The sequence below is a fragment of the Alkalimonas sp. NCh-2 genome (assembly GCF_039631345.1).
Classification (GTDB): Bacteria; Pseudomonadota; Gammaproteobacteria; order Enterobacterales; family Alteromonadaceae; genus Alkalimonas; species Alkalimonas mucilaginosa.
On sequence record NZ_JBDIUV010000001.1, the window covers coordinates 733,695 to 746,473 of the forward strand.

The 12,779-nt window shown below is 55.6% G+C and carries 10 protein-coding genes and 1 pseudogene; 6 read left to right on the plus strand and 5 right to left on the minus strand.

The genetic code is table 11. The annotated features are described in order from the left end of the window. Positions 1-50: 50 nt before the first annotated feature. Positions 51-2,717: a DUF2339 domain-containing protein gene (locus ABC502_RS03535; protein WP_345914899.1), complete on the plus strand. Its 2,667-nt coding sequence runs from the start codon at positions 51-53 to the stop codon at positions 2,715-2,717. A 16-nt stretch (positions 2,718-2,733) separates the two neighbouring features. Here ABC502_RS03535 and ABC502_RS03540 read toward each other — a convergent pair. The 5 genes and pseudogenes from ABC502_RS03540 to ABC502_RS03560 all read right to left on the minus strand — a co-directional run bounded on the left by ABC502_RS03540 (position 2,734) and on the right by ABC502_RS03560 (position 8,340). Further along, positions 2,734-3,051, minus strand: a pseudogene (locus ABC502_RS03540) (hypothetical protein). A 57-nt stretch (positions 3,052-3,108) separates the two neighbouring features. Next, the gene (locus tag ABC502_RS03545) at positions 3,109-4,383 is read right to left on the minus strand and encodes a type II toxin-antitoxin system HipA family toxin (protein ID WP_345914900.1); all 1,275 of its coding nucleotides are present in this window, start codon (positions 4,381-4,383) and stop codon (positions 3,109-3,111) included. Next, the gene (locus ABC502_RS03550) at positions 4,380-4,709 is read right to left on the minus strand and encodes a helix-turn-helix transcriptional regulator (RefSeq protein WP_330086677.1); all 330 of its coding nucleotides are present in this window, start codon (positions 4,707-4,709) and stop codon (positions 4,380-4,382) included. Before ABC502_RS03550 ends, ABC502_RS03545 begins: the two co-directional genes overlap by 4 nt. Before the next feature lie 124 nt (positions 4,710-4,833). Continuing rightward, a complete protein-coding gene (gene acnA / locus ABC502_RS03555; protein WP_345914902.1) occupies positions 4,834-7,491 on the minus strand; it encodes an aconitate hydratase AcnA in 2,658 nt (885 codons plus the stop codon). 105 nt (positions 7,492-7,596) lie between these two features. Next, positions 7,597-8,340 carry a ferredoxin--NADP reductase gene (locus ABC502_RS03560; protein WP_345914903.1) on the minus strand — a complete coding sequence of 248 codons (744 nt, stop codon included), beginning with the start codon at positions 8,338-8,340 and terminating at the stop codon, positions 7,597-7,599. Positions 8,341-8,504: 164 nt separating this feature from the next. Here ABC502_RS03560 and ABC502_RS03565 point away from each other — a divergent pair, with 164 nt between their 5' ends. Genes ABC502_RS03565 through frdD form a run of 5 tightly spaced genes read left to right on the plus strand, consistent with a single transcriptional unit; the run spans position 8,505 to position 12,747 of the window. Next, positions 8,505-9,434 (plus strand): prenyltransferase, encoded by a 930-nt coding sequence (locus ABC502_RS03565; RefSeq protein WP_345914904.1) that lies wholly within the window; start codon positions 8,505-8,507, stop codon positions 9,432-9,434. Next, positions 9,434-11,236: a fumarate reductase (quinol) flavoprotein subunit gene (gene frdA, locus ABC502_RS03570; protein WP_345914905.1), complete on the plus strand. Its 1,803-nt coding sequence runs from the start codon at positions 9,434-9,436 to the stop codon at positions 11,234-11,236. Before ABC502_RS03565 ends, frdA begins: the two co-directional genes overlap by 1 nt. Then, complete coding sequence (locus ABC502_RS03575; protein ID WP_345914906.1) at positions 11,236-11,973, plus strand: succinate dehydrogenase/fumarate reductase iron-sulfur subunit; 738 nt, start codon at positions 11,236-11,238, stop codon at positions 11,971-11,973. The genes frdA and ABC502_RS03575 overlap by 1 nt, the downstream gene beginning before the upstream one ends. Continuing rightward, the gene (locus ABC502_RS03580; RefSeq protein WP_345914907.1) at positions 11,970-12,371 is read left to right on the plus strand and encodes a fumarate reductase subunit C; all 402 of its coding nucleotides are present in this window, start codon (positions 11,970-11,972) and stop codon (positions 12,369-12,371) included. Before ABC502_RS03575 ends, ABC502_RS03580 begins: the two co-directional genes overlap by 4 nt. Next, positions 12,358-12,747, plus strand: a complete 390-nt coding sequence (gene frdD / locus ABC502_RS03585; RefSeq protein ID WP_345914908.1) for a fumarate reductase subunit FrdD — start codon at positions 12,358-12,360, stop codon at positions 12,745-12,747. The genes ABC502_RS03580 and frdD overlap by 14 nt, the downstream gene beginning before the upstream one ends. Positions 12,748-12,779 lie beyond the last annotated feature (32 nt).

Here is a 12,779-nt window from a genome sequence, read left to right on the forward strand (position 1 = left end):
TCTACTTATGCTGAGCAATTGACAAAATTGTTACCACTGGATGGTTGTCGATGGAATTGTTGTTGGTGCTGTTATCCTTGGGTCTGTTGGCAGGCTCGGTCTTTGGCTGGGTGGCTTTTATTCAATTACAGACGGTTCGCCGGCAGCTGCAGCAGTTAATACAGCAACTTAAAAATCAGCCGGCCAGCGGGCAAGCGCTATCCGCTACTCCAACTGCGGCACCATCATCCCAACCACAGCCAACCGTTCACAACACTGCCATCCAACCAGCTTCGCCAGCAGCAGCCATAACAGGCAAGCCAGCAACCGAAGCATCGGTTACCAAAGCTGCAGTCAGCCCCACAATCACAAAAGCTGCCAGCGCTACGCCAGCGTCAGGCAACAACCAATGGCTGGCAACAAGCCTGAACTGGCTGGAGCAACAATTAATTCAACGCGGTATGGTCTGGCTGGGTGGCATTGCCATGGCGCTGGGTGGCGTGTTTCTGGTGCGTCATTCGCTCGATGCCGGCTGGTTTACCGCTGAGCTGCGTTTAATTGCTGCAGCCTTGCTTGGCTTTGCCTTAATAGCACTCAGCGAATGGCTGCACCAGCAAGACCAAAGGCGCTCCAGTCTGCAGCACTATGCACCAGCTGCGTTGGCTGGCGCTGGTTTTATTACGTTGTACGCCAGCATTTTAACGGCGGCGCAGTATTATCAGTTGCTGCCGCTGTGGCTGGCTTTTGTGCTGCTGGCCGGGGTGGCCTTGGCTGCCAGCTGGTTTGCTTTGCGCCAGGGGCCGGTGTTGGCGGTGCTTGGCATTGTCGGTGCCTACGCAGTGCCTGCTCTGGTCGCACAGGACACCGGTAATACCATTGCCCTACTGCTCTATATTGCCCTGGTCACCGTCTCATCCGTGCTGGTGGAACAGCGGGTCAAGCGCCCCTGGCTCTGGTATTTGCCGATGGCAGGCCATGGCTTCTGGCTGGCGGTTAGCTTTGTTGCGGCCACCAGCAGTACCCTCTGGTTCAGCTGGCTGGTGCTGGGGCTGAGCTTTGCACTGCTGGTATGGTGGCCGCAACTGGGGTATCGCGCACGCAGCCTGCAACTGGCTCACTTGCCTTTGGCCGAGTGGCTGCCGCTGCGCCGTGAAGATGTATTGGGCGGCCTTTTACTGCTACTGGCACTCTTGGTGCTGTTATTGACCTCGGCAGCGGTGAATTTCAGTGCCCTGTTGCTGCTGATGCTGCTGTTGTCTGCTGCCGCCTTTAGTCATAGCCGGACGGACTTTTGGCTGTGGAGTACATTGCTGCTGGCATCAGGCTATCTGCTGCGCCAGCCGGTGCATGCGCTGGTGGATACCACTCTGCCACTTCTGCTAAGCCCGGAGCTTCTGCCAGCACAGATCTTAGTGCTGTGGTTTAGTATCCTCCCCTTACTGGGTGGCAGTCTGCGCGCAGATCGTTTGCACTGGCACAGTGTGCTGGCCGTGGCACCGGTGCTGATGCTGGGTATCAGTTATGCTATTGCTGCCCCGGAGGTGCAAGCGCAGCTGCAACCACTATGGTTGGGGTATGCAGCTGTGCTAAGCATTGTGCAAGCCCTGCTTGGCCGCCGCAGCAGGCTGCCGCTGCGGGCTTTTATCCATAGTGCCGGCGCCAATTTTGCGCTGACCTTCTGTTTGGTGTTGCTGCTCAGCACAGCAGCGCTCACCATCGCCATCGCAGTGCAGTTGGTGCTAATCACCCTACTGAGTCGCAAGCAGCAATTACCGGTCCCGCTTTGGCTGATCAAACTGCTGGTTGGTCTGCTGCTGCTGCGCCTGACCGGCGCCGCCGTGCTCGATAGCTATCAGCAACTGACCCTGCTGGGGCAGCACTGGTCCTTTGTGCTCTACCCGGTGGTGCTAATGTGCTTTGTTGTAGCGCGCATACTCTGGCTTAACAACGAATTGGCACCCTGGCTGGAAGGGGCATGCCTGCATGTACTGGTGCTCTTTGTGACGGTGCAAACCCAGTACTGGCTGGCTGCAGGCTCGCCGCTTTCTGTGTTGTTTGAGCCTGCCAGCTTATCCCCCCTGACACTGGCTGTACATGCCTGCAACTGGTTGCTACTGGCCAACCTTTATTTGTGGCGTAGTAGTGTGGCCGGCTCTTTGCAACAACTGTATCAAATTGCAGCTATGGTGTTGCTGGGTTTTGCTGCCTTAACACATGGCTATCTGAGCCTGGATGCCAACCCCCTGATTACCAATGCTGCCTTAGGTGACTGGCCGTTGTGGAATCAGTTGTTGCCGCTGTGGGGCATACCTGCCCTGCTATGCTTCCAGGCCGCCCACCTGGTTCCAGCCGAGCTGCGAAAGCTGATGCTGGTGGTGGCCACCGGCTGTGCACTGCTGTTTATCAGCGCCAGCATCCGTCATTTCTGGCAAGACGGCAGCATTGGCATCGAGCTCTCGACCTCAATGGCCGAGCATTTCAGCTATTCCCTGGTGTATTTGCTGCTGGCTATTGCCACAGTGCTCAGCGCCCAAAGAATGCGCTGGCATCAGATCCGCAAAGCAGGCTTTGTGTTGCTCAGTCTGGTGACGCTGAAGGTGTTCCTGTTCGATCTGGCGGGTTTGTCCGGTGTGCTACGTGCACTGTCCTTTATTGGTCTTGGCTTTAGTCTGGTGCTGCTTAGCTGGTGGTTTCAGCGCAGCAGCGCCGCGCTTAGCGAAAGCGAGGCTAAACCCTAACGGGAATGGGATGGATTTAATCTTTGCTGTATTTGCCTGCCGATTCACGCACTTTGCTGGCAACCACATCGATTAAACCACCGGAGACATACTTATGAAGTACGCTGGCGACCAGGGTCTGATAAGGCATGCCTTCTTGCAACGCCCTGCGTTGAATCGCTTCTAAATCCCGGGGAGAAATACGGATATTGATACGCTTATCTTTTCGAACCGTACGCTCTGCCACAGCAGACAATTCCGCTCACCGTTCGGGCGTCAAAACCGACTTGAAGTCGTCACTTTCAAGGTCGTGCAACAGCTCGGCGTCGTCTTGATCCAGTTTTAGGTGGCTCATTTGGCCCTCCTTAGCTACTGCTTCGTGGCTTTGCGACTGGGATAGGTTGCACTCAACCTAATCAGCTTTTATCTGAAAGTCTTTGGGTAAATTTCGCCAGTGCTCTTTTAGCTGACGCTGGTGCTCGCCATTCATTGGCAGATCCTTGATGGCTTCTGGCCACAAGGCTCTAGCCTTTGTTATCACATCATCCAGGTGTGGTTTGATAGCCCGCCATGGGATCCCTGCTCGGTCTGCCCACCATTGAAAATTCGCCAGAGAAACGTCGTACCAGGCTTTGGTTTTGCCTAAATTAAGCGCAAACTGCTTTTCACCATCCATATAAACACTGGTGGTTAGGATATCGTAGGCCGGGGAAAGCCTTGGCGTGACTTGATCGCTATAGAGCAAGCTCCAGTTTTTCAGATGCGCATCACCATTAGCAAGCAGAATATTCACCAACAATCGTCTGGCAAACTGTTGTGTATCAGCCAGTCCGTCGCCGGAAAAGTCATAAAGAATCTTGCCGATTTGCTCATAACTTGCCGAGTTGTATTTTTCGTGAGGATACTTCACCAATACCTGGGCGAAATCTTCCATGTGAATACGCCGATCCTGCTCGCGGTCAAAACGCTTGATCGCAAAAGCCAGCTTTTCCCCCGGCAGGTTTATTTGCGGCAGATTATCCAGTTTATTCAGTTCAACCAGTTTGGTTTCAGGGATATGAATACCAACCAATGCTGCTAATTGCATCGCGGTATACTCGTTCAAGGGGACATCTTTGTGTCGGGTCGATGGAGTCTTTACAATCCAATCCCCCAGAATATCTCCATTGGCAAGCGTGTATCGCCCGTCCCTTTCCTTCATGGAAAACTTCATCTGAACCCCGGCCAGCGAAAACTTGTTTTCCTTTGCGCTGAGGTCAAATTTTACCGCTCTTACCTTACCATGCGCATTAAGCACCGTCGCTGGCACCTCTTCTGGCTCCATAGGCTCAGCAACTAAAGCACCAGGCAAATCGGCTCCCAAATAGGTAAGGAGCTGGAACTCCTGATCGGTATGAACCTTCAATCCTTGCGCAATCAACTCCCGCAGAGCTCCTTCTGGTAGCAAATTAGACAGGGTAGGATGCAACCTTTGGTTTCTCAACCAGGGTTCTGACATCAACTTTTCAGCTTTAGGAAAAACGGGGTGGGTAATCAAGCTAAATGTTGGTCGATGAATATCGTGCTTAAACGACTCAGCAAAACTTAAACTATTTCTGCCGCCCTGATAACCAACCAAGTAGCCTACCAAGCGGTTATGCAAGCTCAGCCTGAGTACCTTGACCTCCTCTGCCTGACTGGCGTTCACTGGCCATCCCTCAATATATCCTGCCATGGGTCATCAGCGAGACTTTTCTTGATCTGCTCGTGCTCTGGTGTTGAAGTGCTTAGACCAAATGCTGAAGGCTCTTGCTCCAACACCGCCAGTACGGCACTTAGCTTATCTTTTGGGATCAGCAGAAGCTCACTGTTCAAGCCCTTCGCGATTAGCTCCAACGTATCCAACCTGGGGTTTCCCTTGGATTCGAGTCGTTGGTATTGCTGGCGTGATATACCAACACGCAGCAGCATATCGTTCTGCTTAAGACCAAGCGTTACCCGGCGCTGCTTTATCTGCTGAAGTAAAGATGCCATCTAAGTAGTCATATAAGTTGCTTTTACACTATAAGAAACATATTAGTTGCCAAAAACAAAAAAAGCAACGAATGAGTTGCTTTTTAGGGTCAACAAAAACGGCCACAAGAGTGGCAATCACCCGCTATCTTTGCAATAGTTGCTCCAGCACATGCTGCAGGATGCCGCCGCTGCGGAAGTACTGCAGCTCGTTGTCGGTGTCGATGCGGCATTTGACCTGAAAGCGTTTTACTTTGCCATCGGCCCGTTTGGCTTCGACGGTGAGCAACTGGCCAACCGCCAGATCGGCGCCCAGCTCTGGCAGGCTGAAACGCTCTTCGCCAGTCAGTTGCAGCACCTCGACGTTTTCGCCGTCGCTAAACTGCAGCGGCAGCACGCCCATGCCCACCAGATTGGAGCGGTGAATGCGCTCAAAGCTCTCAGCGATGACAGCTTTTACCCCGAGCAAACGGGTACCTTTGGCCGCCCAGTCGCGGCTGGAGCCGGTGCCGTATTCCTTGCCGGCAAGAACAATCAACGGTTGTTTGTCCTGCTGGTAGCGCATGGCGGCATCGTAAATCGCCAGTTGCTCGCCAGATGGAAAGTGTTTGGTTTCGCCACCTTCCACCCCCGGCAGCAACTGATTGCGGATGCGGATATTGGCAAAGGTGCCGCGCATCATTACCTCGTGGTTGCCGCGGCGCGAGCCGTAGGAGTTAAAGTCCGCCTCAGCCACCCCCTGCTCGCTCAGATAACGGCCGGCCGGTGAACTGGCCTTAATGGCCCCGGCCGGTGAAATATGATCGGTGGTGATGGAGTCGCCAAAGAGCGCCAGCACATAGGCATCCGTGATCGGCTCTATTCGCACCTTTTGACCAAAATCAGCAAAAAAAGGCGGCTGCTGGATGTAAGTTGAACGGTTATCCCAGTGATAGGTGCGATCCTCGGTCACCGGCAATTCTTTCCAATGAGTATCGCCGCTAAACACATCGGCGTATTGTTTGCGGAACATAGCGCCATCCACCAGAGCCACCGCCTCGGCGATTTCTTTTTGGCTCGGCCAGATGTCTTTTAAATAAACCGGGCCATTTTTACCCTGCCCAATCGGATCCTCCGCCAAATCGATCAGCATGGTGCCAGCCAGGGCATAGGCCACTACCAAAGGCGGCGATCCCAGCCAGTTGGCTTTGACCTGCGGGTGAATACGGCCTTCAAAGTTGCGGTTGCCGGACAGCACCGAAGCCACGGTCAGATTGCCCTGCTCGACCGCATCGCTGATGGCATCCGGCAAAGGGCCGGAGTTGCCGATGCAGGTGGTGCAGCCATAGCCGACCAGGTGAAAGCCCAACTGCTCCAGCGATTTGGTTAAGCCGGCTTTATCCAGGTAATCGGTCACCACCTTGGAGCCCGGCGCTAAGGATGTTTTCACCCAGGGTTTTACCTCTAAGCCATGCTCAATGGCTTTTTTGGCAACCAAACCAGCAGCCATCATCACACTGGGGTTGGAGGTATTGGTGCAGGAGGTAATGGCGGCAATCACCAGATCACCGTGCTTCAGAGCATGCTCCATGCCGTCTATGGCAACCGCAGCCTGTTTGTTCTTCAGTTGCTCGATTTCCAGTTGCATCACCCCTTTGATAGCAGGCAGGGCAACTTTATCTTGCGGCCGCTTTGGCCCGGCCAGCGCTGGTTTTACCGTGGCAAGATCCAGCTCCAGCACAGCACTGAAGACCGGCTCCTTGCTGACATCGTGCCACAAGCCCTGCGCCTGGCAGTAGGCTTTCACCAGAGCTATCTGCTGCTCGGAGCGGCCGGACAGCTCCAGATACTTCAACGTTTCTTCATCCACCGGGAAGAAACCGCAGGTGGCACCAAACTCCGGAGACATATTGGCGATGGTGGCGCGATCAGCCAGCGGCAGGTGCGCCAAGCCCTCGCCAAAAAACTCGACAAATTTCCCCACCACCCCCTTGGCCCGCAGCATCTGAGTAACGGTGAGCACCAGATCAGTAGCAGTCGTGCCTTCTGGCATCTTGCCGGTGAGTTTAAAACCAACCACTTCCGGCAGCAGCATCGACACCGGCTGGCCCAGCATGGCGGCTTCGGCTTCAATGCCGCCCACGCCCCAACCCAGCACGCCCAGGCCATTGATCATGGTGGTGTGGGAGTCGGTGCCCACCAGCGTATCCGGGTAGACCCAGGTATCGCCGTCTTTGTCTTCGGTCCAGGCCACTTTGGCCAGGTATTCCAGATTAACCTGGTGGCAAATGCCGGTGCCAGGCGGCACCACCCGGAAATTGCGAAAGGCTTTCTGGCCCCAGCGTAAAAAGGCATAGCGCTCGCGGTTGCGCTCGACCTCCAGTGCCACATTATCGGCAAAGGCGTTTGCATTGGCGAAGGTGTCCACCATCACCGAGTGATCGATCACCAGGTCCACCGCCGATAATGGGTTGATCAGTTCCGGATCGCCACCAGCTTTGGCCACCGCATCGCGCATTGAAGCCAAATCCACCACAGCAGGCACCCCGGTAAAATCCTGCATCAATACCCGGGCTGGCCGGTACTGAATTTCCCGACTGGAACTTTTATCCTGTAGCCAGGCCGGCATTGCCGTCAGATCATCGTACTGCACCGTCACACCATCCTGATGGCGCAGCAGGTTTTCCAGCAGAACTTTCAACGACAAAGGCAACCGGCTGATATCCCCCAGGCTTTCAGCGGCTTTGGCCAGCGAGCAGTAACGGTACTCTTTGCCCGCTACGGTAAGACGGGCATCGCATTGGATTTTTTTTGAAGTCATCATGGTGCTCCTGCATCGTTGTTGTCATCAGCTTAGCGGACAGACGGCCAGGCAGCCACCTTGGCTCCGCTGCATACAGAATTCTCACTGCAGTAGGAAAGCATGGGGTCAGTTCCAGTATTGTTCAACCGTAATATGACCTGGCGTACGGCGCAGATTTTTGCGCAGGCCCAAGATTTCCAGCTCGGCCCGTACTGCTTTAATCATCTCCGGATTACCGCACAGCATCACCTGGCTGGTTAAATCAAATTGCGCCGCAGCAGCCTGTTGCAACTGCCGGTTTTGAATCAGCTGCGGTAAGCGCGCTTGTAGCGCATCGGGGTGTGATTCCCGGGTGACCACCGGCTGATAATGAAATTGGTCGGAGTAGTGCTGCTGCCAACTGGCGATCCGCTCACGATAGACCAGATCCTGCACCTGCCGTACGCCATGCACCAACACGATGCGTCCAAAGCGCTGCCAGGGCTCGTTGGTGGCCAGCATGGACAAATAAGGCCCGATGCCGGTACCGGTAGCAATCAGCCAGAGCGTATCGCCTGCGGGCACCTCATCCAGGGTAAAGAAGCCGGTTGCAGGCTGACTGACCCAAAGCCGGTCACCGGCTTGCAGTGCATGCAACCTTGGCGACACCTTGCCATCGGCTACCGGTGTCAGTAGAAAGTCCAACTGAGAATCGCCAGGGGCATTGACCAGTGAATAAGCACGTTGCAGGCGCCCTTCTGGCGTTTCCACCGCCAGCCGGACAAACTGGCCGGCGATAAAATCAAAGCCGGGTACATTCACCCGCAAGCTGCATAAATCTGAGTGCCAGGCGTAATTCTCTGTGACTTCAGCCTCTACCCACTGCGCCATCAATGCCTCCTGTACTTGAGAATACCAGCTCAAAATAGCCGGTTAAATCAATCCACTACTTGGCAATAGCAATTTCTCCAGGGTTTATGTGTTAAGCTTGGGCTGGATCAAGAGCTGTCACGATTCATTGCTATACTCTAGCAGAATCGTATCAGGAGGGATCTGTGTTTAAAATTTTCTTTGGTGTTGCCCGGTTACCGTTTTTAACTCTGACCGTCCTTTGCATTGCACTGGCTGCGGCTGGCAGCTGGTATCAGCAGGGTAGCCTGTCCATTGGCTTGCTGCTGTTGGTGCTGTTGATGGCACTGGCAGCACATATCAGCGTGAATGCCTTTAACGAATACTTTGATTTTCGCTCCGGGCTGGATTTTCTGACCCGACGCACGCCTTTTAGTGGCGGCAGCGGCACTCTGGTCGCAGCGCCAGAGCAAGCTCAGCTCGCGCTCTGGCTGGCGATTGGCAGTTTGCTACTGGTCAGTACCATTGGCCTTACGCTCAGTGCACTGATCGATTGGCGTCTGTTGCTGCTGGGTCTGCCCGGGGTTTTGCTTATCTACAGCTACACCGATTACATCAACAAATCACCACTGCTTTGCCTGCTGGCACCTGGTATTGGCTTTGGTGCTTTGATGACACTCGGCGCTTACTGGGTGCTGACCGGCCAGCCTGATGCGCTGGCCTTAAGTTTATCAGCCTTGCTGGCACTGCTGATTAGCAACTTGTTGTTGCTGAATCAATTTCCGGATATCGAAGCCGATCGCCAGGTTGGCCGCCGTCATCTACCCATTGTGTTGGGCCAGGCCAAAGCCGCCCGGGTGTTCAGTGCTTTGCTGCTGGCGTGTTATCTGCTGCTCGGCATTGCCGCCTGGCAAGGCTGGCTGCCTGCTGCCGCTTTACTGGGCCTGCTATCACTCCCATTGGCAGTACGTGTGATCCGATCGCTGCATCATGCGATCAATACAAGCCACCACAGTCAGGGCAAAGGCCAGGATCAACTGGCAGCCGTGCTCGGACACAATGTGCTGTTAACCCATGCCCTGCCCGCTCTGGTGTTATTGGGACTGGTGCTGGCGAAACTGCAAGGGGTAGCCTGATGCCTGAAATTGTCAAAACACTCAGCACCGATGTGCTGGTTGTCGGCGGTGGTGGTGCTGGCCTGCGCAGTGCTATAGCTGCCAGCGAAGCCAACCCTAAGCTGTCGGTGACCCTGCTGTCCAAGGTATACCCGATGCGCTCGCATACCGTAGCCGCCGAAGGCGGTGCTGCAGCGGTAACACTGGGCCACGACAGCCTGCAAGCCCACTTTGACGATACCGTGGCTGGCAGCGACTGGCTGGCCGAGCAAGGGGTGGTGGATTATTTTGTCAAACACGCCTTTGAAGAGCTGGTGCAGCTGGAGCACTGGGGCTGCCCCTGGAGCCGGCAACAAAGCGGTGAGGTGCAGGTGCGGCGCTTTGGCGGCATGAAAACCGAGCGCACCTGGTTTGCCGCCGATAAAACCGGCTTTCATATCCTGCACACCCTGTTTCAAACCTCGCTGAAGTACCCACAAATTAACCGGCTGGATGAGTACTTTCTGCTGGATTTGTTGGTGCATGAACAGCGCTGCTATGGCGTGCTGGCGATTGAGATTGCCAGCGGCGAACTGGTGCAAATTAAAGCTGCCAGCGTGATTCTGGCCACCGGCGGCGCTGGCCGGGTCTATCAGTTTAATACCAATGGCGGCATTGTTACCGGCGATGGCATGGCGCTGGCCTACCGTCATGGCGTGGCACTGCGCGATATGGAGTTTGTGCAGTACCACCCAACCGGCTTACCGGGCTCCGGCATCCTGATCACCGAGGCCTGCCGGGGCGAAGGTGGCATCCTGCTAAATAAAGAGGGCTACCGCTACTTGCAGGATTATGGCCTGGGGCCGGAAACACCGCTGGGCAAGCCGCAGAATAAAACCATGGAGCTGGGGCCTCGCGACAAGTTATCTCAGGCTTTCTGGCACGAGCAGCAACAAGGCCGCACCATTTCACACCCGCAAGGCGAAGTAGTGCATTTGGATCTACGCCACTTGGGTCAGCGCTACCTGCTGGAGCGACTGCCTTTTATCTGCGAGCTGGCCAAAGCCTATGTCAATGTCGATCCGGTTAAAAGCCCTATTCCGATCCGCCCGGCGGTGCATTACACCATGGGCGGTATTTTAACCGATGCGAACTGCGCCACCAGCATTGCAGGTCTTTATGCGGTTGGCGAATGCGCCTCAATCGGGCTGCATGGTGCCAACCGGCTGGGCTCCAACTCTTTGACCGAACTGCTGGTGTTTGGCAAGGTAGCAGGGCGTGAAGCCGCCCGGGTTGCCAGTGAGCCACATCCGGAAGCTACAGACGCCTTAATCAGCAAACTGACTGAACAGGCTGTTAGCCCCTTGAAAAGACTACACAGCGGCAACGGCACCGAACGCTGGCACGAACTGCGCCAGCAACTGGCTGAAAGCATGGAGCAAGGCTGTGGTATTTATCGCTGCGAAGCTGGCCTGCAACAGACACTCAGCACCTTAGGGCAGCTGCAACACCGCTACCAGCAATTGCGCCTTGGAGATACCGGCAAAGCCTTTAATACCGAGCGGCTGCATGCACTTGAGCTTGGTTTTGGGCTGGATGTAGCCGAAGCTATGTGTCAGGCAGCGCTTGAGCGCAAAGAGTCGCGGGGTGCCCATCAGCGTCAGGAGCCAGGCCTTACCAACCGCAACGATCAGGACTTTCTGCGCCACAGTCTGGCCTTTTATCAAGCGGGCTCCGGAGCCCGCATTGAATGGCAGACAGTGGATACCAGTTTATCGCCACCGGCTGAGCGCCGCTATGGCGGTCAACCACAAACGGACAAGCCACCCAAGGAGAGCTGTTAATGCCAACCCTAGCGATCCGGTTGCAACGCTACCAGCCAGAGCAGGACAACGCCCCCCACTGGCAAGATTTTCGTGTCGAGTACGACGACAGTACCTCGGTGCTGGATGCACTGGAGCAAATCAAAGCCGGGCAGGACAGCAGCTTAAGCTACCGCTGGTCGTGCCGGATGGCGATTTGTGGCTCCTGCGGTGTGATGGTCAATGGCGTACCCAAGCTTGGCTGCAAAACCTTTTTGCGCGATTACCCCAAAGGCCTGCAACTGGCTCCACTGGGTAATTTCCCGGTGGAAAAAGATCTGATCGTGGACATGTCGCGCTTTTTGGACCATTTAACCGCCATAAAGCCCTACCTGATTGCCGAGGCAGCGCCACCAAGCCAACCCCACCGGCAAACACCGGCCCAGCTGGCGCGCTATAAGCAGTTTTCCAACTGCATCAACTGTGGCCTTTGCTATGCTGCCTGCCCACAGTTTGGCTTAAAACCGGATTTTTTGGGCCCGGCCGCCATTGCGCTGGCGCATCGCTACAATCTGGACAGTCGCGATAGCGGCAAGGCTGAGCGCATGGCCCAGCTAAACAGCGACAACGGCGTCTGGGGCTGTACTTTTGTTGGTTACTGCTCGACCGTTTGCCCTAAGGGCGTGGATCCTGCTGCGGCCGTGAATCAGGGCAAGATCGCCTCGACACTGGATGGGGTGATTCAGTGGTTCAAGCCGGCTAAGGAGCAAAGCAAATGAGCCGAAAACCCTATCAGCCACCGATGCCGGCCAGCTGGTGGTTAAAGCATCCGGCCTACCGCTTTTACATGCTGCGTGAAGCTACCGTACTGCCACTGCTGTTTTTTGTCGCCAGCCTGCTGTATGGCCTCTATGCACTGGGGCAAGGCGAAGCCAGCTGGCTGCAGTACCTTAGCTGGTTGCAACAGCCTTGGGTCATCGCACTGAATAGCCTGGCGCTGGTGGCCAGCTTGTTTCATGCCTGGACTTTCTTTGTGCTCTTTCCACAAGTGATGCCGCTGCGCCTTGGCAGCCGCACCTTGCCAGCCTGGCTGATGGTAAGTGCCCAGTGGGCCGGGGTGTTGCTGGTTTTCGTGGCGCTGTGGTGGCTGTTAGGAGGTTTGGATGCGCACCAATAAGCAAGACACCCCTCAGACAACCCCACGCCGCTCGGATGAGCCTATCTGGTGGTCGCTGTTTAGTGCCGGCGGTGTTTGCGTGGCGATGCTGGTCCCGGCCATCGCCTTGCTGGTACTGCTGGGCATCCCGCTTGGGCTTGTCAGTGCAGAGCAGCTCAGCTATCAGCGGCTGCATGCGCTGGTGTTTCATCCGCTGGGGCTGGGGGTGGTGCTGGGGGCCTTGGTGCTGCCACTGTTTCATGCCATGCATCGCATTCACCACGGCTTGCACGATCTGAAGCTGGCCCATGGCCAGCTGGCTAAATGGCTGTGTTATGGCAGTGCAATCGTGTTGAGTACAGTGGCGATAGCACTCTGGCTACTCAGCGCCTTTTAAGATAGTCGGTGCTGTCTTAGCAGGCCTCAGCT